22 protein-coding genes and 1 pseudogene are annotated in these 22,561 nt (G+C 64.8%); 8 read left to right on the top strand and 15 right to left on the bottom strand.

The genetic code is table 11. The annotated features are described in order from the left end of the window. A partial coding sequence (locus tag CN311_RS27625; protein WP_097576805.1) for a propionyl-CoA synthetase occupies nt 1–1,899 on the bottom strand: 1,899 nt, incomplete at its 3' end. Between the two features lie 518 nt (nt 1,900–2,417). Here CN311_RS27625 and CN311_RS27620 point away from each other — a divergent pair. The 3 genes from CN311_RS27620 to CN311_RS27610 are packed head-to-tail and all read left to right on the top strand — an operon-like array spanning nt 2,418 to nt 4,125. Next, nucleotides 2,418–2,705: a PqqD family protein gene (locus CN311_RS27620; protein WP_008872463.1), complete on the top strand. Its 288-nt coding sequence runs from the start codon at nt 2,418–2,420 to the stop codon at nt 2,703–2,705. After that, on the top strand, nt 2,705–3,139 hold the full coding sequence (locus CN311_RS27615; protein WP_097576804.1) for a lasso peptide biosynthesis B2 protein: 435 nt from the start codon (nt 2,705–2,707) through the stop codon (nt 3,137–3,139). Before CN311_RS27620 ends, CN311_RS27615 begins: the two co-directional genes overlap by 1 nt. Next, complete coding sequence (locus tag CN311_RS27610) at nt 3,136–4,125, top strand: phosphoenolpyruvate carboxykinase (ATP) (RefSeq protein WP_097576803.1); 990 nt, start codon at nt 3,136–3,138, stop codon at nt 4,123–4,125. The genes CN311_RS27615 and CN311_RS27610 overlap by 4 nt, the downstream gene beginning before the upstream one ends. Nucleotides 4,126–4,150: 25 nt before the next feature. On the opposite strand, the gene CN311_RS27605 is transcribed toward CN311_RS27610, so the two are convergent. The 14 genes from CN311_RS27605 to CN311_RS27540 all read right to left on the bottom strand — a co-directional run bounded on the left by CN311_RS27605 (nt 4,151) and on the right by CN311_RS27540 (nt 16,186). After that, nucleotides 4,151–5,212, bottom strand: a complete 1,062-nt coding sequence (locus CN311_RS27605; protein WP_245440974.1) for a nucleotidyltransferase family protein — start codon at nt 5,210–5,212, stop codon at nt 4,151–4,153. Nucleotides 5,213–5,236: 24 nt separating this feature from the next. Then, nucleotides 5,237–6,223: a dihydroxyacetone kinase subunit DhaK gene (dhaK, locus tag CN311_RS27600; RefSeq protein WP_097576801.1), complete on the bottom strand. Its 987-nt coding sequence runs from the start codon at nt 6,221–6,223 to the stop codon at nt 5,237–5,239. Nucleotides 6,224–6,258: 35 nt separating this feature from the next. Continuing rightward, complete coding sequence (locus CN311_RS27595) at nt 6,259–6,684, bottom strand: hypothetical protein (protein WP_097576800.1); 426 nt, start codon at nt 6,682–6,684, stop codon at nt 6,259–6,261. Between the two features lie 9 nt (nt 6,685–6,693). Then, a complete protein-coding gene (gene ptsP / locus CN311_RS27590) occupies nt 6,694–8,280 on the bottom strand; it encodes a phosphoenolpyruvate--protein phosphotransferase (protein ID WP_097576799.1) in 1,587 nt (528 codons plus the stop codon). Continuing rightward, nucleotides 8,264–8,566 carry an HPr family phosphocarrier protein gene (locus tag CN311_RS27585; protein ID WP_097576798.1) on the bottom strand — a complete coding sequence of 101 codons (303 nt, stop codon included), beginning with the start codon at nt 8,564–8,566 and terminating at the stop codon, nt 8,264–8,266. The genes ptsP and CN311_RS27585 overlap by 17 nt, the downstream gene beginning before the upstream one ends. A 22-nt stretch (nt 8,567–8,588) precedes the next feature. Beyond that, the gene (dhaM, locus tag CN311_RS27580) at nt 8,589–8,978 is read right to left on the bottom strand and encodes a dihydroxyacetone kinase phosphoryl donor subunit DhaM (protein ID WP_097576797.1); all 390 of its coding nucleotides are present in this window, start codon (nt 8,976–8,978) and stop codon (nt 8,589–8,591) included. Then, the gene (gene dhaL, locus CN311_RS27575) at nt 8,975–9,610 is read right to left on the bottom strand and encodes a dihydroxyacetone kinase subunit DhaL (protein ID WP_425351103.1); all 636 of its coding nucleotides are present in this window, start codon (nt 9,608–9,610) and stop codon (nt 8,975–8,977) included. The genes dhaM and dhaL overlap by 4 nt, the downstream gene beginning before the upstream one ends. Next, nucleotides 9,607–10,626, bottom strand: coding sequence for an ABC transporter ATP-binding protein (locus CN311_RS27570; protein ID WP_097576796.1), 1,020 nt, complete (start codon nt 10,624–10,626; stop codon nt 9,607–9,609). Before CN311_RS27570 ends, dhaL begins: the two co-directional genes overlap by 4 nt. Continuing rightward, nucleotides 10,619–11,725 (bottom strand): ABC transporter ATP-binding protein, encoded by a 1,107-nt coding sequence (locus CN311_RS27565; RefSeq protein WP_097576795.1) that lies wholly within the window; start codon nt 11,723–11,725, stop codon nt 10,619–10,621. The genes CN311_RS27570 and CN311_RS27565 overlap by 8 nt, the downstream gene beginning before the upstream one ends. Before the next feature lie 3 nt (nt 11,726–11,728). Then, complete coding sequence (locus tag CN311_RS27560; protein ID WP_097576794.1) at nt 11,729–11,935, bottom strand: hypothetical protein; 207 nt, start codon at nt 11,933–11,935, stop codon at nt 11,729–11,731. Further along, nucleotides 11,932–12,882 carry a carbohydrate ABC transporter permease gene (locus tag CN311_RS27555; protein ID WP_097576793.1) on the bottom strand — a complete coding sequence of 317 codons (951 nt, stop codon included), beginning with the start codon at nt 12,880–12,882 and terminating at the stop codon, nt 11,932–11,934. Before CN311_RS27555 ends, CN311_RS27560 begins: the two co-directional genes overlap by 4 nt. Next, nucleotides 12,879–13,826: a carbohydrate ABC transporter permease gene (locus tag CN311_RS27550; protein WP_097576806.1), complete on the bottom strand. Its 948-nt coding sequence runs from the start codon at nt 13,824–13,826 to the stop codon at nt 12,879–12,881. The genes CN311_RS27555 and CN311_RS27550 overlap by 4 nt, the downstream gene beginning before the upstream one ends. Nucleotides 13,827–13,936: 110 nt before the next feature. Beyond that, nucleotides 13,937–15,268: an ABC transporter substrate-binding protein gene (locus tag CN311_RS27545; protein ID WP_097576792.1), complete on the bottom strand. Its 1,332-nt coding sequence runs from the start codon at nt 15,266–15,268 to the stop codon at nt 13,937–13,939. Nucleotides 15,269–15,496: 228 nt separating this feature from the next. Next, nucleotides 15,497–16,186 (bottom strand): PIG-L deacetylase family protein, encoded by a 690-nt coding sequence (locus tag CN311_RS27540; protein WP_097576791.1) that lies wholly within the window; start codon nt 16,184–16,186, stop codon nt 15,497–15,499. A gap of 22 nt (nt 16,187–16,208) precedes the next feature. On the opposite strand from CN311_RS27540, the pseudogene CN311_RS27535 reads away from it, so the two are divergent. The 5 genes and pseudogenes from CN311_RS27535 to nhaA all read left to right on the top strand — a co-directional run. Further along, nucleotides 16,209–16,505: pseudogene (locus tag CN311_RS27535) on the top strand (DMT family transporter); the annotation flags it as partial. Nucleotides 16,506–16,539: 34 nt separating this feature from the next. Then, nucleotides 16,540–19,122, top strand: a complete 2,583-nt coding sequence (gene hrpB / locus CN311_RS27530; RefSeq protein WP_097576790.1) for an ATP-dependent helicase HrpB — start codon at nt 16,540–16,542, stop codon at nt 19,120–19,122. 52 nt (nt 19,123–19,174) lie between these two features. Continuing rightward, a complete protein-coding gene (locus CN311_RS27525; protein ID WP_165779869.1) occupies nt 19,175–20,500 on the top strand; it encodes an ActS/PrrB/RegB family redox-sensitive histidine kinase in 1,326 nt (441 codons plus the stop codon). Between the two features lie 76 nt (nt 20,501–20,576). Then, on the top strand, nt 20,577–21,140 hold the full coding sequence (locus tag CN311_RS27520; RefSeq protein ID WP_097576788.1) for an ActR/PrrA/RegA family redox response regulator transcription factor: 564 nt from the start codon (nt 20,577–20,579) through the stop codon (nt 21,138–21,140). Between the two features lie 120 nt (nt 21,141–21,260). After that, complete coding sequence (nhaA, locus tag CN311_RS27515; protein WP_097576787.1) at nt 21,261–22,475, top strand: Na+/H+ antiporter NhaA; 1,215 nt, start codon at nt 21,261–21,263, stop codon at nt 22,473–22,475. The last annotated feature ends 86 nt before the right edge of the window (nt 22,476–22,561 follow it).

Below are 22,561 nucleotides of genomic sequence, written 5' to 3'. Positions count from 1 at the left end.
GATCCCACGACCTTTCAGTGCCGCCGTGATTTCGTCCAGAATGACCGGATCGTCGATCGTCGCCGGCATCGCCCATTGTTCCTTGTCGGCGATCTTCTGCATGGTGCCGCGCAGGATCTTGCCGGAACGCGTCTTGGGCAGGCGCTTGATCGTCACCACCGTCTTCAAGGCGGCGACCGGACCGATCCGCTCACGCACCAGGGCGACCACTTCGCTCTCGATGGCGCCGGTGTCGCGCGCGACGCCCGCATTCAACACGACGAAGCCGAGCGGAACTTGGCCCTTCATCTGGTCGGCGATGCCGATGACGGCGCATTCGGCAACGTCGGGATGCGCTGAAAGAACCTCCTCCATCGCGCCCGTCGACAGCCGGTGGCCGGCGACATTGATGATGTCGTCCGTGCGGGCCATGACGAAGAGATAGCCATCGTCGTCCATCATGCCGGCATCGGCCGTCTTGTAGAAGCCGGGAAACTCGTCGAGATAGGCTTGCCGGAACCGGTCGTCGGCGTTCCACAGCGTCGGCAGGCAGCCCGCCGGCAGCGGCAGCTTCACCACCACATTGCCCAGCGTGCCATGCGGCACTTCATGGCCCGCATCGTCGAGCACCCGAATGTCGAAGCCCGGCATCGGCACGCCGGGCGAGCCGTATTTCACCGGCAGCAGGCCCAGCCCCGCCGGGTTTATCGTCATCGGCGAGCCGGTCTCGGTCTGCCACCAATGGTCGATGACCGGCACGTCCAGTTTCTGCTCCGCCCATTTGATGGTTTCCGGGTCGGCGCGCTCGCCGGCGAGGAACAGCGTGCGGAATTTCGACAGGTCGTATTTCGGAATGAATTCGCCCTTGGGATCCTGGCCCTTGATGGCGCGGAAAGCGGTCGGCGCGGTGAACAGCGCGACGACGTCATGCTCCGCTATCACCCGCCAGTAGGTGCCGGCGTCGGGCGTGCCGACCGGCTTGCCCTCGAACAGCACAGTGGTGCAGCCATGCAGCAGCGGCGCGTAGACGATATAGGAATGGCCGACCACCCAGCCGACATCGGAGGCCGCCCAGAACACCTCGCCCGGTTTGACGCCGAACTCGTTCTCCATCGTCCATTTCAAGGCGACCATGTGGCCGCCATTGTCGCGCACGATGCCTTTCGGTTGGCCGGTCGTGCCCGAGGTGTAGATGATGTAGAGCGGGTCGGTGGCGAGCACCGGAACGCAGTCGACATTGGCGCCCGCGGCCCGTTCGCGGGCGACGGCATCGGCATAGTCGATATCGTAGTGCTCCCTCATCTCGCACCGCAACTGCTCGCGCTGCAGGATGAGGCAGGCTTCGGGCTTGTGCCTCGACATCTCGATCGCTTTGTCCAGCAGCGGCTTGTAGGCAACGATGCGGCCGGGTTCCAGCCCGCAGGAGGCCGAAATGATCAGCTTCGGCCTGGCGTCGTCGATGCGGGTGGCGAGCTCGTGCGAGGCAAAGCCGCCGAAGACCACCGAATGCACCGCGCCAATGCGGGCGCAGGCAAGCATGGCAATCGCTGCTTCCGCCACCATCGGCATATAGATGATGACGCGGTCGCCTTTTTGGATGCCGCGGTTCTTCAGCACCGAGGTCAGCGCCACCACCTCGCGCTTCAGTTCGGCATAGGTGTATTTTCTCACTGTGCCGGTGATGGCGCTGTCGTGGATCAGCGCGATCTGGTCGGCGCGGCCGCCGGCGACATGGCGGTCGACGGCGTTGAAGCAGGTGTTGCAGGAGGCGCCGCTGAACCAGCGGCCATAGACGCCGGCCTCGGCATCGAACACGCTGTCGAAGGGCGTGAACCAGTCGATGGCCTTGGCCGCTTCGGCCCAAAACCCTACAGGGTCGCGTTTCCAGCCGTCATAGACCTCGTGATAGCGTGATGCCATCCAGCTTCCTCCCCAGGAACGATTTGCCGGGGATAGCCTATGCGGTTTTTCGCAACGATGTGCAATTTCGTCTTTCGGCGACCTCGCCTAAGGGCAGGACGGCGAGTTGGCCCTGCACGAGGACCAGATCGTGCCCGATTCTAAAACGGCAAAGCCGCGAGCATGAGCCCAACTCCGCCGGCGATCAATATGGCTGCCGCCAGCGCCTTGCGATGACGTTCGAAGCTCGTCGGCGCTCGATCCCAATTGTAACGCATGTGCCAACTCCCCCGATGCCCACCGGTTACTTTACCCCGGGTAAGAAACGCAACACCGTGCCTAGAATCCGCCTGTCGGCTTGACAATGCTAAAGCGCGGCTTGTCGTGAGGCTGTCACCGACTATTTCTGGGGGAGTCACATCGGCGCAACTATCGGAACCTGATGCGATTGCCCTCCTGGACTATCGCCGTACAATGGACAGCGTGGCGTTGTCGCGCTATTGGCTCTGCCGCAATCCTGCATGGTCTGGAGCGGGCCCATGGTCGAAATTGCTTCTGAAATGGTTCTGCGGCTGGCGGACGATGCCTCGGTCCAGCATGTCGGCGATGGCGCAGTCGTGCTTTTGGCGCGCAGTGGCCAGCTCTACACTTGCAACGACACCACCGAGGCCTTTCTCGACAAGGTCGATGGCGCGCGCAGCCTCGACCAGATCGTCGGCCTGCTTTCCCAGGAGTTCGAGGTCGACAAGGATACGCTCGATCAGGACATGGCGGCGCTGGCCGAGGAACTCGTTGCGGAAGGTATTCTCGCCGCGCCGGCTGCGTGATGGCTGACGGACCTTTTCTGCGCGCGCTGTTTCGGGCCCACCTGTGGGCAAGCGCACGGCTGATGCCGGTGCTGATCGGCCAGCGCGATTTCGAAGCCGTGCTGAAATGGGCGCCGCTCCAGTCATCGACCCCCTATCGTGGCCTGCCGTCGTCCTACATCGTGGCGGCGGTCAACCGCACGGTCAGACATCCCTGGCTGATGCGCGATCGCAGATGCCTCAGGGAAGGCCTGCTCGCGCATCGCTTCCTCCGGCTTGCCGGTTTCGATCCCGATCTGCGCTTCGGCGTCGATCCCAAGTCGATGCAGGCGCCGAGCCTGGCGGCGCATTGCTGGGTCTGCCTCGATGGCAGGCCGGTGGTCAGCGACAGCCTTCCGGGCATGGTCGAAATCTATCGTCACCACGCCGAGGCCGGAAAGGCGCGCGCCGCTTGACCGGACCTTTGGCTCAGGGTCGCTATGCCCTCAACGGGCAGATCGTCGGCATATCGGCCGCAAGCCCGGACCTTTGGCGGGATTTCGACAGGATGCTCGCCAGCCTGCGCACGACGGCATCGGTCGAGCCGGACTTTTTGATCCGCATCGCCGAAACGGACTCCTTGGCCGAAGGGCCAGACGGTTTGCTCGCCTTCGATGGCGAGGTGCCGGAGGACGGCCGCTGCAGGATGATCGATAATGGCGGCCTCATTCACCTGATTTTCCCCGGCCGCCAGACGGTGGCCATCCATGCCGGCGAAGGCTGGGCCGAAATCCGCGTCCGCCCTGATACCAGGATCACCTGGACCGCCTGGATGCTGCTCCTCGACGCCGCACTCGATGCCGGTGGCCAGCACATGCTGCACACCGCAGGCCTGACCTTGCCGGGCAGCAATGCTGTCGTCCTGATCCATGCACCGAGCGGCACCGGCAAGACCACGACATCGCTGGCGCTGGCTTCGCAAGGCTTCGGCCTCTGCTCGGACGACGCCATGATCCTGAACGTTGTGTCTGGGAAGGCCACCGCCTGGGGCCTGCCGCGTGCCGTGAAGATTCATCGCAAGACCGCCGAGATGATTCCGCTCGTCGCGCCATGCCTCGGCTCTTCATGGGACCGCAATGGCGAGCAGGCGGTTGCGCTTGAACGGTTGAAGGAAGTAATGCGCGTCGAAAACTCTGACATCAGACCGGTGGCGGCACTTCTCCACCTCGCGCGGTCGGCCGATGGCCAGAGCAGGCTCCTGGCCATGGCCAGAACCGATGCTATGGCCGCCCTTGCCGCGGACAATGTCAGAACCGGCATGACCGGCCTGCTGCCATTGCAAAAGCACCGGCTGGCGACGATCGCCAGGCTGGTCTCGACCGTCCCGACCTTTACGCTGGACGTGGGAACGAGCCCGGCCGATGCCGCGCCGATGATCCGCTCCGCCTTGGCGCAGGCTTGAAAGGCAATACAGGCTGGTCGTCTTTTCAGGCGAAGTTCGGCTTTGCCCGGGCAAGCCGCTGGATCCAGCGGAAGGCGTCGCGGCTGAGACGCGAGCCTATTCTGTTCCTGGAATTGACGTTCAGCAGCGTGTTCCTGGTGATCAGCCGCCTGGCCAGCCGGATGCCGAGATCAGGCTTGATCCGTCCCGCCAGTTCAAGGGCGTGGGCATCGTCGAACAGCCGGCCGGTCACGTTGAGCACCGTTGCCAGCTCGAGCTCGATGCCGGTCATGCGCGCCGCCTCGAGCAGACGCTCTTCCGATTCCGCTGATTGGAGCGCGCGCACGCCCTGGAGCACGTCGACGCAAAGCTGCAACCGGTGGAATTTGTGCCCGCCGCAGGCGTGGACGATGGCGATGGTGAGAAGCGCTGCCGGCGTGTCGGTTGCCTCGCCGTCGATCGCGCGCAATTCCGCGAAGCCGAGCGACAGTCGTCGCCGCATGCCGGTGTCGTGCACCAGATTGCCATGCAGTTCGATCAGCAGGCTCGAATTCTCCTGTTCGAGCCATTTGAACTCCTGCAGTTCGCGCGACCGCGCTACATCGCCGGCAAGCTGGAAACCGCATTCCGCGATAACCTGATTCGCATGGGGCAGATTGGCCGGCTCGACCAATATGTCGATGTCGGTAAACGGCCTGTCGGTGACATGCCGGTAGAGCTTCCGGGCAAAGACCGGACCCTTGACGATCCGCGCCGGCACACCGTCCGCGGCGAGCGCCTTCATGATACGATCGCCGTGATATTGCAGCAGCATCGACTGGCCGGTGACGATCGGCGCCTTCTGGCGCAAGCCGGACAATTGCTCCTGCAACGCCGCATCTTGAGGCAGACGCCTGTCGCCACGCTCCGGCAGCTTGCGCAGCATGATCGGCAGCACGCCATGGAACTCGGCATTGGCGAGCAGGGCCGACAGGGTTTTCGCCGCGGGATCGCCGGCCGTCGGCGCCTCGGGATCCGCATAGTTCAGCAGCAGTTTTTCATCGGCGGGCGTCAGCGGTGGCAGCATCGATTCGGGCAGCGTTGCAATTGGCGACGATATCCCTGACATGGTCGCAGAAAAGCATCGGCGAAGCTACATGCCCCAGCGCAATGCCGCCGTATGCACCGGCGCGTCCCACAATGCGGTCGTCTCGTCGTCCAGCATGGTCAGTGTGATCGAGCAGCCGGCCATGTCGAGCGACGTCACATAGGATCCGACCAGCGAGCGGGTCACCGTCACGCCGTGCTTCTCGAAAATTGTCCGGGCGCTGTTATACATCAGATAGAGCTCCATCAGCGGCGTGCCGCCGAAGCCGTTGACGAAGAGCAGCGCCGGGCCCTTTGCCCGGTCGCCAAGATCGCCCAGGATCGCCAGGCAGATCTCCTCGGCGATGGCATCGGCGCTCTTCAGCGTGTCGCGCCGCCTGCCAGGCTCGCCATGAATGCCGACGCCGAATTCCATCTCGCCGTCGCCGATATCGAAGGTCGGCTTGCCCGCGGCCGGCACGGTGCAACTGGTCAGCGCCACGCCCATCGAGCGCGTCGCGCCGTTGACGCGATCTCCCAGCGCCTTCAGCTCTTTCAGTGCCATGCCTTGCTCGGCCGCCGCACCCACGATCTTTTCCACCACCAGCGTGCCGGCGACGCCGCGCCGGCCGGTGGTATAGGACGAATTCTCGACGGCGACGTCATCATTGGTCACGATCTGCATGACGCCTTCAGACATTTCGGCCGCCATGTCGAAATTCATCACATCGCCCTCGTAATTCTTGACGATGAACAGGCAGCCGGCGCCGGTGCTGACGGCTTCCGCCGCCGCCATCATCTGGTCCGGCGTCGGCGAGGTGAACACCTGGCCGGGGCAGGCGGCGTCCAGCATGCCGTGCCCGACCAGCCCGCCATGCAATGGCTCATGGCCGGAGCCGCCGCCGGAGATCAGCGCCACCTTGCCGGGTTTGAGCACCTTGCGGCGAATGAATTTGTGCTCGTCGCCAAGCTCCAATATGTCGGAGTGCGCGGCGACGAAGCCGTCAAGGCTTTCGGTCAGCACCGTATCCACCGAATTCAGAAATTTCTTCATGGCCGTCCTCCCGAAATAGCCGGTTTAAAAGGCGATCAGCCGCCGCCCTTGCCGGTGATGCTGGTGATCTTCTGGATGAAATCGTTGACCGCCCGGTCGAGCGCCGCGTTCTGCTTTTCGTCGCCGAAATCGGGCACGATCAGCGAGACGTGCCGCGTCTTGCGCATGCCCGCCGCCACCGACATCTTCCCAGGATGCGCCTGGTGGTAGGCGGCGAGGAAGTGGTCGCGCTCGGCCGGGCTGAAATGGCAGACGGAAAAAATAGCCGGCAAATGTTTTGACGGAATCGGGATCGAATAGGCCGGGCTGGAGATCTGGGTGACGAAGCTGCGATGCTTGCCGAGCGCATCGGCGAGGCGCTGGCGCATTCCCGACGGACGCTGGTCGATGACCTGCGACAGGATCGTCTTGTAGGCGCGGATCGCCTCTTCCGAACCCGGTTCTGGCGTCTTGTCGGCCATCCCGGACGCCTAGACGGACACGTCTGCGATGGCCGCCTTGGCCATGGCGAGCTGGGCGGGCACCACGGAGAGGTCGCGCAGGCCGGCTTCGAGCAGCGCCGGGATCGACGCGGGGTCGCCGCCGGCATCGCCGCACAGGCTGACCGGAATTTTGTTCGCCTGACCGAACGCGGCGACGGAAGCGATCAGCCTCAGCACCGCCGGATGCCGGACGGAATTCAGATGTGCGACCGAGGCATTGTCGCGGGCCGCCGCCATCACATATTGCGTCAGGTCGTTGGAGCCGATCGAGAAGAAAGCGACGCCGGAAAATGCTTCGGGCGCGATTGCCACCGACGGCACTTCCACCATGATGCCCAGCGGCGGCATTTTGCAGGCGACGCCGCGCGCGGAAAGCCCGGCTTGCTCTTCCGCGAACAGGGCGGCGGCACGCTGGTATTCGTCCATGACGGCGATCATCGGGAACATCACTTTGAGATTGCCATGCACGGCGGCGCGCAGCAGCGCGCGGATCTGCACGCGAAACACCTCGGGTCGCGCCAGCGACAGCCTGATGCCGCGCAGGCCGAGGAACGGATTTCCTTCCTCGACGGTGAAGCCCGGCACCGGCTTGTCGCCGCCGGCATCGACGGTGCGGATGGTCACCGGCTTTTCATCAGCCCATTCCAGCACCTTGCGATAGGCCCAATACTGCGTCTCCTCGTCGGGCAGTGTCTTGCCGAACAGGAATTCGGTGCGCATCAGCCCGACGCCGTCACAGGTCGAGATATCGATGCCGTCGACATCTGACGGATCGGCGATGTTGACCTGCACGCGCACCGCCGTGCCGGCTTTGGTCACCGCAGGCTTCTGCAGATAGGTTTCTGCTCTGTCACGCCGCGCCGCAAATGATCTTGATGACCGGCGGAAAGCGTCGATCTCGGCCTTCGACGGCGAAAGCACGATGCCGCCATGCTCGGCGTCGAGCAGTGCGATGCCGGCAAGATGAGCCGGCGAAGCACCAAGCCCGACGACCATCGGTACGCCGCGCGAGCGCGCCAGCATGGCGACATGGCTGGCGGCACTGCCGGCCTTCAGCGCAATGCCGCCGCCGGAACTCCAGTCGGTTTCGAGGAAACGTGTCGGGGCGATGTCCTCGCCATAGAAGATGGCGCCGGCAGGTACCGCGATCTCGCCGTCTTCGGTCAATGCGCGCAGCACCTGGTCCCTGATGTCGCGCATGTCGGCGGCACGCGCCCGGAAATAATCCTGGTCGGATGTCTCGTAGCCGGCGATCTCGGCATCGAGCGCCTGCCGCCAGGCCGCATCGGCCGGCTGGCCGGCTGCGATCGCCGCGAAGGCCGGGCCGGTCAGCGCATCGTCCTCCAGCATGGCGACCTGAAATTCGAGGATGCCGGCCGCCTCGCCGTCGGCTGTTTCCATCAGCCCGGCGAGCCGGCCTGCCGCAACGCCGATTGCCGCCTCGAGCGCGGCCTTCTCAGCCGCTGCCGTCGCCTTGCTGGCGTAGCGCGCGGCAACTGGTTCGAGGTTGAACAGCGGCCCCTCGGCATAGCCAGCCGAGGCTGAAATCCCTGTCAGCCTAAGCGGTTCGGACATGGTCCGCGCCTTCGTCGAAATCGCGCCGCACCAGTTCGACCAGCGCGCCGACCGCCTCGCTGGCGCCGTCGCCCTTGGCCCTGATGTGCAGCATCGTGCCTTTCGGCGCCTTGGCCGCCATCACCTTGACGATGCTCTTGGCGTCGAACCACGGCCCGTTGGCGGCGAGCGCCAGCTCGACCTCGGCCGAAAATGTCTTGGCGAGCTTGGTGAACTTCACCGAAGGACGTGCATGCAGGCCCACCTCGTGGGTGATCAGGACGGTGGCTTCGGCAGATGCGGACATTTGAGTCAAAATTCCTGTTCGTTCACGACGGCGACAATTCGTGCGCCGTCGCCACCACTTCCCTCAGCGAGGCGCCGCCGGAAGCCTCCGTCGCCGCCATCACCGCGCCCTCGACGATCGGCGCATTGCAGACGATGATCTTCTGCGCGCGCGGCTCGCCGATCATCTCGACCGCCATCTCGCTGTTGGTCTCGGCGCCGCCGAGATCGACGAGGATGGCGACACCCGCCTCCGACCAGGCCCTGTCGATGGCGCCCATGATCGCCTCGACGTTTGTGCCCAGTCCGCCATGGCCGTTTCCGCCGCACCATGCAAGCGGCACTTCGTCGCCGACCATCTGGCGCACCATGTCCGCTGTGCCTTCGGCGACCAGCGGCGAGTGCGATACGATGACGATGCCGACATTGCTCATGCTTGCGCCTCGACTGTTTCGGCAACGGCCCGTACCAGCAGCGCCGTCGAACGCGCCCCGGCGTCCATATGGCCGATCGACCGGTCGCCAAGGAACGAGGCACGGCCGCGCAAAGCCTTCATCGGCACGGTGGCATTGGCCGCATTGTCGGCGGCGGCGGCGATTTCCGGCCCGGTCCTGCCTTGCAGCAGCGCCTCATGCACTGGATACAGCACATCGAGCATCGTCTTTTGCCCGACCTGCGACTTGCCCCGCGCGGCCACCGCTTCGATCGCCCTGCCGAACGCAGTCGCCAGATTGGCGCGATCGGGTTCTGGGGAAATCTCCTTGCCCAGCGCCATGAACAGCGTGCCGAAAAGCGGGCCTGAGGCGCCGCCGACGGTCATCACCAGCTTGGTGCCGATCGCCTTCAATGCGTCGGGCAGCGGCTTTGCCGCGAACTGGTCGGCCTCGGCGCGCACCGCCTCGAAACCACGCTTCATGTTCAGCCCGTGGTCGCCATCGCCGATCGCCTGGTCGAGCGTGGTCAGTTCCTCCGCGTGGGCGGCTATCGTATCGGCGGCGGCTGATATCAGAGCCTTGAGGTCAACCTTGTCCATCGTCTCAGTCTTGTCCATCGTGCCGGTGCTCATCGGTTTGCAATCCTGTTGCCGGCCTGGTCGAAGAATAGCGGCGCCCGGTAGCGGATCGTCACTTTGTCGCCCTTTTCCAGTTGCGTGTCGGGGTCGGTCAGCGTCACCAGCTTCCTGGTCCCCACGCTCACATGCAGATGGTTCTGGTCGCCCAGATGCTCGACCCAGTCGACGACGCCGTCGGCATGGCCGTTCGACGCCTTGCCGATCGACAGATGTTCGGTGCGCGCGCCGATCGTCTTCGTCCCCGCCGGCGCCTCGCCATCGGGCAGCAGCCCGGCCGGCAACAGATTGATCGCCGGCTGGCCGAGCCTTGCCGCGACATGCAGGTTTGCCGGCTCCGAATAGATCGTGCGCGGCGTGCCGATCTGCACCAGCACGCCGTCGGCGAGGATGCCGATGCGGTCGGCCATGGTCATCGCCTCGATCTGGTCATGCGTGACATAGAGCATGGTGGCGCCGAGCTCAGCCTGGATGCGCTTCAGCTCCAGCCGGAGGTCGGCACGCAGCTTGGCGTCGAGTGACGACAACGGCTCGTCCATCAGGTAGATCGAAGGCTTGCGCACCAGGGCACGGCCGATGGCGACGCGCTGCATCTCGCCGCCGGAAAGCTTCGTCGAGCGGTTATCCAGCTTGTGATGGATGCGCACCATCCTGGCCACCTCCTCGACGCGGCGGCGCACCGCCTCTTCGGGGAAGCGCCGTGCCGGCGAGCGCAGCGGAAAGGCGAGGTTGTCATAGACCGACAGATGCGGATAGAGCGAATATTGCTGGAAGACGAAGGCGGTGTCGCGCTCGGCCGGCGACAGCGTCGTCGCATCGTGGCCGCCTATATGGATCGTGCCGCTGTCCGGTCGCTCCAGCCCGGCGATCAGCCGCAGCGTCGTCGTCTTGCCGGCCCCTGTCGGCCCCAGCAGCACGACGAACTCGCCGTCCTTGATCTGCAGATCCAGCCGGTCGATGGCGGTGTGCTCGCCAAAATTCTTGGTCACGCCCTTGATGTGCACGTCAGCCATGGCGCGCCTCCACGGCTGCGTCATGGATTGCGGTCCTGACCGCCCGGCCGGAGCCCTTGTCAAACAGCGACAGCCGCGCGCTGCTAAGCGCCAAGCCGACATGGTCGCCCGTGTTGAGCCGGATCTCGGCCGGCACCCGCGCCTTGATGATGCCGTCCGCCGTCTCCACCGCGACGATCTGCGTGGTGCCGAGATATTCGGTGCCGTAGATGGCGCCGCGCAATTTCGAGGCGTCGTCGAAACGGATGTGTTCGGGGCGGATGCCGAGCGCCATCTCGGCCGGCGCGATATCCTCGCGCACCTCCGGCACTGCCACCTTGGCGCCCTGCACGACGATCTCCCTGGATCCTTTCGCCAGCCCGCCGCCGAAGCCCAGGAAATTCATCGGTGGCGAACCGATGAAGTCCGCGACGAACATGGTCGCCGGCCGGTCGTAGATCTCGCGCGGCGTGCCGAACTGTTCGATGACGCCGTGGTTCATCACCGCGATCTTGTCGGCCATCGACATCGCTTCCATCTGGTCGTGGGTGACGTAGACGGTTGTGGCGCGGATGCGGTTGTGCAATTCGCGCAATTCGTGGACCATGAGATCGCGGAATTCGGTGTCGAGCGTACCGAGCGGCTCGTCCATCAGGAAGCATTTCGGCCGCCGCACGATGGCGCGGCCGAGCGCCACGCGCTGGCGGTCGCCGCCGGCAAGGCCGGAGACGGATTTGTTGAGCAGATGATCGATGCGCAACAGCTTGGCCGTCTCCTCGACCCTGCTGCGGATTTCGGCGCCGGGCATGCCTTGCGCCAAGAGCGGGAAGCCGATGTTCTTGCGCACATTCATATGCGGGTAGAGCGCGAAAAGCTGGAAGACGAAGGCAATGTCGCGCTCCCGCGCGCGGCGCATGGTCACGTCCTCGCCGCCAAGAAGGATCTTGCCGCCGGTCGGCAGTTCGAGCCCGGCGATCATCCTCAACGTTGTCGTCTTGCCGCAGCCCGACGGCCCCAGCATGACGAAGAACTCACCGTCCTCGACGACGAAGTTGGAATCCTGCACGGCGACGAAATCGCCGAACGCTTTCCTCAGATGCTCGACACGAATTTCAGCCATCGTCTACTCCGGAAACTTCGAGACGATGATGAACATCACCGTGCCGGCCAGCATGGTGACGAAGGAATAGGTGTAGAGCGACAGCGCGAAAGGCTGGAACAGCATCAGGAAGCCGATGGCGATGATCGCCGTGGCGATGTTTTCCATCAGCCCGCGCCTTGCCCACACCGGCCAGCGCGATTTGCGTTTTGCGGGTTGGGACAGGCTCATTTGCGCACCGCGCCAAAGGTGATGCCGCGCAGCAATTGCTTGCGCAGCAGGATGGTGAAAACCAGGATCGGCACCAGGAAGATCGTCGTGCCGGCGGCCACCGCTGGCCAGTCCTGGCCGCCTTCACCTATGATGGTCGGGATGAAGGGCGGCGCGGTCTGCGCCGTGCCGGAAGTCAGGAGTGCGGCGAAGGCGTATTCGTTCCAGGCGAAGATCAGGCAGAAGATGGCGGTCGCGGCAATGCCGGTGGTCGCTTGCGGCAAAACCGTGCGCCAGAAGGCCTGCAGCCGCGTGTAGCCGTCGATCATCGCCGCTTCCTCATATTCGCGCGGGATTTCGTCGATGAAGCCTTTCAAGAGCCAGACGGCTAGCGAGACGTTGACCGCTGTATAGAGCAGGATCATGCCGAGCGCCGTGTCCGACAGGCCGAGTTCGCGATACATTAGGTAGATCGGGATCGCGACCGCGATCGGCGGCATCATCCGCGTCGACAGGATGAAGAACAAAAGGTCGTCGGCCAGCGGCACCTTGAAGCGCGAGAAGCCATAGGCCGACAGTGTGCCGAGGAACACCGCGCAGAAGGTCGAGCCGAAGGCGATGATCAGCGAATTGACGAAGCGCGGCATGAAGTTGGACGGTCCGGCGATCACCATGTTGCGCTTGCGCACGGTCTCGTCGCAGAAGCCGGTCGCCGGCCCGAGCGAGTTGATGTATTCCGGCGTCTGCCTCGTGCGCGTCGTGAACAGATTGCAGTAGCCCTCGATGCTCGGCTGGAAGACGATCTTCGGCGGATAGGCGATCGAGTCCGGTGGCGTCTTTAAGCTGGTGGCGAAGATCCACAGCAGCGGCACGATCGAGATCAGCGCATAGGCAACGATGATCGTGCCGGCGACAAGCTTCGCATTTGCCGAAGGTGCAACGACCGAATGGGCTGTGGTCAGGCTCATCTCTGCTTCACCTTGTTCAGCGCCTTGACGTAGATGTTGGCCAGCCCGAACACCGCGACGAACAGGATGATGGCGAAGGCCGAGGAATAGCCGGTGCGCCAGCTTTCGAAAGCCTGCCGCTTCAGCGTGATCGAGGCGACTTCCGTCGTCGAGCCCGGCCCGCCGCCGGTCAACAGCGTGACCATGTCGAACATCTTGAAGTTCTCGATGCCGCGAAACAGCACCGCCAGCATGATGAAGGGCAGCGCCATCGGCAGCGTGATCGACCAGAACTGTCGCCAGTTGGAAGCGCGGTCGACCTCGGCCGCCTCATAGATGTATTCGGGGATGGAGCGCAGGCCCGCGAGGCAGATCAGCATCACATAGGGCGTCCACATCCAGGTGTCGACGATGATGATCGACCACGGCGCCAGCGAGACATTGGACAGCATCTGGATATCGGTCGGCGGAATGCCCGACACGAAGGAGATGGCGTAGGCGAACAACCCGATCTGCGGCTCGTAAAGGAAGCGCCAGAAATTGCCGACCACGGCCGGCGACAGCATCATCGGCACCAGGATGATGGTCGTCCAGAAGGCGTGGCCGCGAAACTTGCGGTCGATCAGCCAGGCGAGGGTAAAACCGATCAGCGTTTGCAGAAGAATGGTCCAGAACACGAAATGCGCCGTCGTCTGCATGGCGATCCAGATGTCCTGGTCGCCGAGGATGCGCTTGTAATTGGCAAGGCCGACATTCTTCACCACCTCGTTGGGGCGGTTGGCGCGGTAGTTGGTGAAGGACAGATAGATCGCCCAGAACAGCGGGAAGATATTGATGGCGAGCAGCAACAGGATCGTCGGCGAGATGAACAGCCAGGCGAGGCCCTTGTCGCTGATGCCCCGGACCTTGCGGGCCAACGGCTCAGGCGTGGCCCGGGCAACGCTGTCCGCAGTCCGATTGAGCATGGTCAGTCCCGCTTCGGTCACTTAAGTCGTCTCGGCTATGGAATTTATCTGAACTGTGTCCCGTGCCAAGGGCGGCACGGGACACTTCGGTCTAGCCCGGGAGGAGCTGGTTACATCTTGCCATCGTCCTGGAAGACCTCGGTCCAGTCCTTGACCAGGCCGTCAAGCGCTTCCTTGGCCGATCCCTGGCCGGCGACGACATAGTCGTGGAAGCGCTTCTGCGAGGCCTGCAGCAGCGGCGCGTAGCTGGGCTCGGCCCAGAAGTCCTTCACGATGGCCATCGAGTCGAGGAAGGTCTGCGCATAGGGCTGGCTCGCCGGGAAGCTCGGGTCTTTCACCACGGCGTTGAGGCATGAATAGCCGCCGAGCGACCACCATTTGGCCTGCACGTCCTTGTTGGCGAACCATTTGATGTATTTGAGTGCCGCCTCCTGCTTGTCGGAATAGGACACCACCGAGATGCCCTGGCCACCGAGTTGCGCGAACTGGTCGCCGTCGGGGCCCTTGGGATTGACGAAATAGCCGATCTTGTCGCCGCCGACATTCTCGTCTTTCTGCAGGCCTGGCCAGGTGAAGGCGAAGTTCATGTGCATCGCCACCTGGCCGGATTTGAAGGCGTCGACGCCTTCGCCCATATAGCTGTTGGACGCTCCGGGCGGCGTGCAGCAATCATAGAGTGCCTTGTAGAACTCCAGCCCCTTCACCGATTTGTCGGAATTGACGAAGCCGTCCATCTCGTAGGGCTTCTTGGGGTTCTCGTACTGGAAGCCGAAGCTGTAGAGCACGTCCATGGCGCCCATGGTGATGCCTTCGGAGCCGCGCTCGGTATAGATCGACGCGCCATAGACGGTCTTGCCGTCGATCTCGCGCTTCTGGAAGAATTCGGCGATCTGCTTCAACTGCTCGAACGTTGTCGGCGCGGCAAGATCCCAGCCATACTTTTCCTTGAATTCCTTCTGCAATTCCGGCTTGGAGAACCAGTCCTTGCGATAGGTCCAGCCGACGACGTCGCCCATCGCCGGCAGCGCCCAGTAGTTCGGCGTGTTCTTCGGCCATTCCGAATAGCCGACGACGGTTGCCGGCACGAAGTCGTCCATGCTGATCTTCTCCTTGTCGAAGAAGTCGTTCAGCTTGACGTAGTGGCCGTTCTCGGCCGCACCGCCGATCCACTGGCTGTCGCCAATGATCAGGTCGCACAGCTTGCCCTTGGAATTCAGCTCGTTGAGAAAACGGTCGGCATAGTTGGTCCACGGCACGAACTCGAACTTCATGCCGATGCCGGATTCCTTGGTGAAGTCCTTGGACAATTCCACAAGCGCGTTGGCCGGGTCCCAGGCTGCCCAGCAAAGCGTCAGGTCTTCCGCATGCGCGACGTTCGAGACGGCTGTCGACGCCAACATCGCCGAGGCCAGACCCAACGTCAGTTTCAAGGTCGATTTCATGCCTTCCTCCCATTTGCGAAACGCGTCCGGATGACGGTTTCAAGAAACCTCGACCCCCCTCCTCAGGGGCCCAAACACGGCGGCGCGATCGCGGGCCGATGTTTAGTAATTTGTTTAGTGATGCAATTTTTACTAAACAAGGCAAGCGAATTCGTTGCTGCGCCGCAGCAAACTCGCGGAACCTTGGTGCCGGCTAAGGAGAGTTGGCTGTCAGTGCGTCCGGCCGGCTCAGGTCACCGTCCTGGTGCTCACGGTCACCGGCCGAATTGCTGGCGCCGGCGGCAGCAGGGCGCGAATGTCGGCGAAGGGGTAGGTCGGCTCGAAGCGAAACGCCTCGGCGAAAGAGCCGGCCGCGCCATTGCATTGGCCGGCGCGAAAGGCGTTCTGCGTGCGCGCCGCCTCGACGAAGCGCTCGGGATCCTGCGATTGATGCGCCAGGATTGCCTTCGCCTTGAGATCGAAATGCCCTGATATGTCGACATAGTGCGTCGGCGAAAAACCGGTGCCGCCGAGTGTGTCGGCATGCAGGACCGGGACCGCGAAAGACGCCGCGATGCGCACGCCGTCCGACAGCGCGCGGTGGTCGCCATGATAGTCGTTCGGCGCATGGGTGATCGCCAGATCCGGCTTCAAATCGCCGACCAGCGCCTTGAGGGCCGCGATCAGGGCGGCATCTGCAATCAGCGCACCGTCCGGGAAATCGAGAAAGTGGAGCGTGGCGCCAAGCAGGCCCGCCGCGGCAGCCGCTTCCTCACGGCGGACGCGGGCGAGCGCTGCCGGGTCGCTCTTGCCGCCCTTGGCCCCATCGGTGGCTATCGCAAAAATCAATTCCGCGCCTTGCGTGGCATAGGCGGCCATCGTACCGAACATGAAGATCTCGATGTCGTCGGGATGCGCGCCCAGCGCCAATATCTTCACTCTTCTCTCCCGGAAATGACGCGTGACGAACGGAATCCTGCTCGCCCTCATCGCCTATGCAAGCTATTCGTGCAACGACGCCGTTGTCAAAAGCCTGGGCGGGCAGTTCACCGTGTTCGAGATCGGCTTCTTCTCGACGCTGTTCGCCGGCCTTTTCATGCTCTTCACCAGGCCGAACGGTGAGCGCTGGCGCGATTTCTGGCGCACGAAGCGGCCCTGGGCGGTGCAGGCCCGCGCCTGGGCCGGCATCGCTTCCGGCGTGCTCAGCGTCTACGCCTTCACCACCATCCCGCTTGCCGAGGCCTATGCGCTGATATACGGGCGCTGGCGACTGACTGTATACGCTTGAGACAATGAGCAAAAAACCTTTGCCGGAACTTCCGGTGTCCGCCGTGCTGCCGGCGCTCGGCGAAGCGCTGGCGACGGGCAACGCCGCCGTGCTGGTGGCGCCGCCCGGCGCCGGCAAGACGACGCTGGTGCCACTGGCGCTGCTCGGCGCGCCGTGGCTCGGCACGGGCAGGATCGTCCTGCTCGAGCCGCGCCGGCTCGCCGCCCGCGCCGCCGCCCGCCGGATGGCTGAGCTTATCGGCGAGGAGCCTGGCGAAACCGTCGGCTACGCCATGCGCATGGAAAACCGCATTTCGGCCCGGACGAAAATCCTCGTCGTCACCGAAGGCGTCCTGTCGCGCATGATCCTCGACGATCCGGAGCTAACCGGCGTCTCGGCGGTGATCTTCGACGAGTTCCACGAGCGCTCGCTCGACGGCGATTTCGGCCTGGCGCTGGCGCTCGACGTGCAGGGCGCTCTCAGGCCCGATCTGCGCCTGCTGGTGATGTCGGCGACGCTCGACGGCGCGCGTGTTGCCAGGCTGCTGTCCGCAGCGCCGGTGATCGAGAGCGAGGGCCGCGCCTTCCCGGTCGATATCCGTTATGACGAGCGGCCGGCCGGCATCGCTATTGAGGGCGCCATGGCTAAGGCGATCCGTTCGGCACTTGCCGAGGAAAGCGGCAGCGTGCTCGCCTTCCTGCCCGGCCAGCGCGAGATCGAGCGCACCGCCGAGCGGCTGGCGGGCAGGGTCGGCGCCGACACCGACATCGTGCCGCTCTATGGCCAGCTCGACGGCAAGGCGCAGGACGCCGCGATCAGGCCGGCGCCGCCCGGCCGCCGCAAGGTGGTGCTGGCAACCTCGATCGCCGAGACCTCCATCACCATCGACGGCGTGCGCGTCGTCGTCGATTCCGGCCTGTCTCGCCTGCCGCGCTACGAGCCGGCCAGCGGCCTGACGCGGCTGGAGACGGTGCGTGTTTCGCGTGCATCGGCCGATCAGCGCGCCGGCCGCGCCGGCCGCACGCAAGCTGGCATCGCCATCCGGCTGTGGCGGGCCGAGCAGACATCGGCACTGCCCGCCTTCACCCCGCCGGAGATCCTCGAGGCCGATCTTTCCGGCCTGCTGCTCGATTGCGCCGCTTTCGGCGTCGCCGATCCGGCCAGCCTCGCCTTCCTCGATCCGCCACCGGCCCCGGCGCTCAATGAGGCAAGGGCGCTGCTTCATGCGTTGAACGCCATCGACGGGGCAGGGCGCCTGACGGACGCGGGTGCCGCGATGCGCAAGCTGGCGCTGCCGGTGCGGCTGGCGCACATGGTTGCCGAGGCCGCCAGGACCGGGCAGGCCTATGAGGCGGCCATGCTGGCCGTGCTGCTCACCGAGCGCGGCCTCGGCGGCGACGGCGCCGACCTTGAACGAAGGCTGATGCGGTTTCGCACCGAAAGATCGCCGCGCGCCACATCGGCGCGGCAGCTTGCGGAGCGGCTGGCGAAACAGGCTTCACCCTCCCCCTTGAGGGGAGGGTCGATCCGCGCAGCGGATCGGGGTGGGGTCGGTTCGGGCACGCCATCGGCGACCCCACCCCGTCTCCCTCGCCTTGCAGCGCAAGGCTCGCTCGCCGACCCTCCCCTCAAGGGGGAGGGTAAAAGCGCCGGCGCGCTCCTCATCCACGCCTGGCCGGATCGCGTCGCCAGGGCGCGCGGCGAGCGCGGCCGGTTCGTGCTGGCCAACGGTTCCGGCGCTATGCTCGACGCCGCCGATCCACTGGCCGGCGAGGCTTGGCTTGTCGTTGCCGACCTGCAGGGCAAGGCGCAGAACGCCCGCATCACCGCGGCAGCCGCGGTCGATGAGGCCGATATTCGCGCCGCACTCGCGGAGAAAATCGAGACCCGCCGGGAAACCAGCTTCGACCGCGACAGGCGCGCGGTGCGCATGCGCGAGACCGTCCGCCTCGGCGCCATCACGCTGTCCGAGCGCATGCTGCCGGCGCCATCGGGCGCCGATGCGGATCGCGCCATTCTCGATGCCTTGCGCGAACATGGCCTCTCGCTTTTGCCGTGGAGCAAGGAGGCGCAAACGCTGCGCCAGCGGCTTGGCTGGCTGCATCGCGGCCTTGGCGCGCCCTGGCCCGACATGTCGGATGCCGCACTTCTCGAACGCCTTGACGACTGGCTGCTGCCTTTTCTTGCCGGCGCTGCATCCTTCGCTGCGATCGATCCGGGCATGCTTTCGGCCGGCCTGATGACCCTGGTGCCGCACGACCTCCAGCGCAAGGTCGAGGCGCTGGCGCCGACCCATTTCGACGCGCCCTCGGGCAGCCATGTGCCGATCCGCTATGACGGCGAATGGCCGGTGCTGGCGGTCCGCGTGCAGGAGCTTTTCGGTCTCGACCGGCATCCGGCGATCGCCAATGGCACGGTGCCGCTGACGCTCGAACTGTTGTCGCCGGCGCACCGGCCGATCCAGACGACGCGCGATCTGCCCGGCTTCTGGCGCGGTTCCTGGGCCGATGTTCGCACCGACATGCGCGGCCGCTACCCCCGGCATGTCTGGCCGGAGAACCCGCTTCTGGCCGCCGCCACCAGCCGCGCCAAGCCGCGCGGCACTTAGAGGGCTCTCAAATGCGCCACACCAGTTCGTTTCCCCGCTATAATCCCTGGCCATGATCAACATCCTGCGCGCGCCCGATTTCCAGCAAAGCCAGCGGCTACGCCTCAACACGCTGATCAGGCTGCGCTGGCTGGCCATCGTCGGCCAGAGCCTGACGGTGCTCGTCGTCGCCTATGGGCTGAAATTCCCGCTGCCGGTCAGCTTGTGCTTCGCGCTGATCGCCTGTTCGGCCTGGATGAACCTGCTGCTGACCTTCCGCTATCCGGCGGCGCATCGCCTGACCCCGCTTTCGGCCTTTGCCATCCTGACCTTCGACAGCCTGCAGCTCGCCGGCCTGCTCTACATGACCGGCGGCCTCACCAATCCCTTCTCGGTGCTGGTGACCGTGCCCGTGGTCATTTCGGCGGCGTCGCTGCCGCTGCGGCTGACCGCCGTCCTCGGCGCGCTGGTGATGGTGGTGGCGAGCCTTTTGGTCTTCTTCCATCTGCCGCTGCCCTGGCATGAGGGCGCGCCGCTGGAAATGCCGTTCATCTATGTCGCCGGCATGTGGATGGCGGTGTTTTCCTCGATCGCCTTCACCGCGATCTATGCCTTCCGGGTGGCCGAGGAAGCGCGCCTGCTCGCCAACGCGCTTGCCGCAACCGAACTGGTGCTGCAGCGCGAGCAGCATCTGTCGGCGCTCGACGGTCTTGCGGCCGCCGCCGCGCATGAACTCGGCACGCCGCTCGCCACCATCGCGCTGGTCTCCAAGGAGATGGAGAAGGCGCTCGGTAAAGACCCGAAATACGGCGAGGACGTCACGCTGCTGCGTTCGCAGAGCGAGCGCTGCCGCGAAATCCTGAAGCGCCTCACCAGCCTGTCCTCCGAGGGCGAGGCGCATCTCTCCCGCCTGCCGCTGACCTCGCTGGTCGAGGAAGTGACGGCTCCGCACCGCGACTTCGGCATTTCGATCAAGCTTCGGCCCGGCGAGCGCATCGGCCCCGAGCCGGTCGGACGGCGCAATCCCGGCGTCATCTATGGCCTTGGCAATCTGGTCGAGAACGCCGTCGACTTCGCCCGCAAGACCGTCACCATACGCTGGAGCTGGGACGAGGCCGCGGTCACCTTCTCGATCATCGACGACGGGCCCGGTTTCCCGCCCGAGATCATCGACCGCATCGGCGAGCCCTATATGTCGACACGCCAGGGCACCGAAGCCGGCGGCGGCCTGGGTCTAGGCCTGTTCATCGCCAAGACCTTGCTGGAGCGCTCGGGCGCCACGCTCGATTTCCGCAATTCGAGTGGGCTTGGCGAGGGCGCCGTCGTGCAGATAGCCTGGCCGCGCAGCGTCTTCCTCAATCCCGAGCAGGCTGCGGCCACCATGTTCGACACGGCCTGACAAGTGCTAAGAATTGGACATTGGCGCTTCAAAACTATATCTGCGTAAAATTCAGGCAGCAGGAATTCCAGAGACGATGAGTGGCGACGAAACGATTGGCGCAATGCTGGAAGGCGAGGACACCTCGCTGTTGATCGTCGACGACGACAAGCCGTTCCTCACGCGCCTTGCCCGTGCCATGGAAACCAGGGGTTTCCTGGTCGAAACGGCCGAGAGTGTCGAGGAGGCGGTGGCCAAGGCGCGCGCCAATCCGCCCGCTTATGCGGTGGTCGACATGCGGCTTGCCGACGGCAACGGCCTCGATGTCGTCGCCGCCATCCGCGAGAAGCGCGACGACGCCCGCACCATCATCCTGACCGGCTATGGCAACATCGCTACCGCGGTGACGGCGGTGAAGCTTGGCGCCGTCGACTATCTGTCGAAACCGGCCGATGCCGACGACGTTTTCGCAGCCCTCACCCGTACGGCGGGCGAACGCGCCGCGCCGCCTGAAAATCCGATGTCGGCCGACCGCGTGCGCTGGGAACACATCCAGCGCGTCTACGAAATGTGCGACCGCAACGTCTCCGAGACCGCGCGCCGGCTCAACATGCACCGCCGCACGCTGCAGCGGATACTGGCCAAGCGCGCGCCGCGCTGAAGCATCGCGCCACCCGCGTCCCTGGGACGCGCGGCGCTGTCGAGACTTGCCCTGCCATTGGTGTTTGCGCATCATCGCACCGGGTGAAACCGGCCCTGCGGCCGATAGGACGGAGAGTACATGCAGGACCAGAAGCCGCGACCGATTGCCATTCTTCGAAAGCGACCGATCTCCATCCTTCGCGAATTCCTTGACAGCGAGGCGGCCGGCGGCATCGTCCTGATGGTCGCTGCGGCGCTGGCCCTGATCGTCGCCAATTCGCCACTGGCCGACCTCTATTTCGAGGCCCTTCACGCCTATCTGGGACCGCTCAGCGTATCGCACTGGATCAATGACGGCCTGATGGCGGTGTTCTTCCTGCTGGTCGGCCTGGAGATCAAGCGCGAGATGCTGGACGGTCAGCTTTCGACCTGGCCGCGGCGCGCCCTTCCCGGCATCGCCGCCGCCGGCGGCATGCTGGTGCCGGCACTTGTCTATGTCGCCATCAACCGCGACAACCCGGCCGCTCTGTCCGGCTGGGCGATCCCGACCGCCACCGACATCGCCTTTGCGCTCGGCGTGCTGTCGCTGCTCGGCAGCCGCGTGCCGGTATCGCTGAAGATATTCCTCACCGCGCTCGCCATCATCGACGACCTTGGCGCCGTCATCATCATCGCGATCTTCTACACCAGCGACCTGTCGCTCGCCTATCTCGGCGCCGCCTTCGCGGTCATCGCGCTGCTCGTCGTTCTCGGCCGCATGCAGGTGCTGACGCTGCTGCCCTACCTCGTGCTTGGTGTCGTCCTGTGGGTTCTGGTGCTGAAATCGGGCGTCCATGCCACGCTGGCTGGCGTGGCGCTGGCTCTCACCATCCCCCTGAAGGTCACTCCGGGCATCAGCCATGATCTCGAGGATTCGCCGCTGCACCGGCTCGAGCACGGGCTGCACAAGATCGTGCCGTTCGTCGTCATTCCGATCTTCGGCTTCGCCAATGCCGGCGTTTCGCTGGCCGGCCTCAGCCCCGCCGCCTTGGTCGAGCCACTGACGCTGGGCGTCGCCGCCGGCCTCGTTGCCGGCAAGCTGGTCGGCGTGTTCGGGTCTTCCGCGCTTGCCATTCGCTTCGGCCTTGCCGATCTGCCGGTCAATGCCACCTGGCTGCACATGGTCGGCATTTCGCTGCTCTGCGGTATCGGCTTCACCATGAGCCTGTTCATCGGCCTGCTCGCCTTCGCCGGCAATGTCGAGCTGCAGGACGCGGTCAAGGTCGGCATCCTGGCAGGCTCGTTCATCGCCGCCATCCTCGGCGCAGCGGTCTTGCTGATGGCGCCGGCGGTGGCGGACGAGGGCGAGGAGTAGAGCCACCGGCGAAGCCGCCGATCTCCCCCCTTGCGGACAGGGGAATCGCAGATGGATTCTTGCGAAGAGGACCCGCACCCTAACCC

The organism is Mesorhizobium sanjuanii, from assembly GCF_002529485.1.
Classification (GTDB): domain Bacteria; phylum Pseudomonadota; class Alphaproteobacteria; order Rhizobiales; family Rhizobiaceae; genus Mesorhizobium; species Mesorhizobium sanjuanii.
This window is presented reverse-complemented; position numbering and strand designations above follow the sequence as displayed.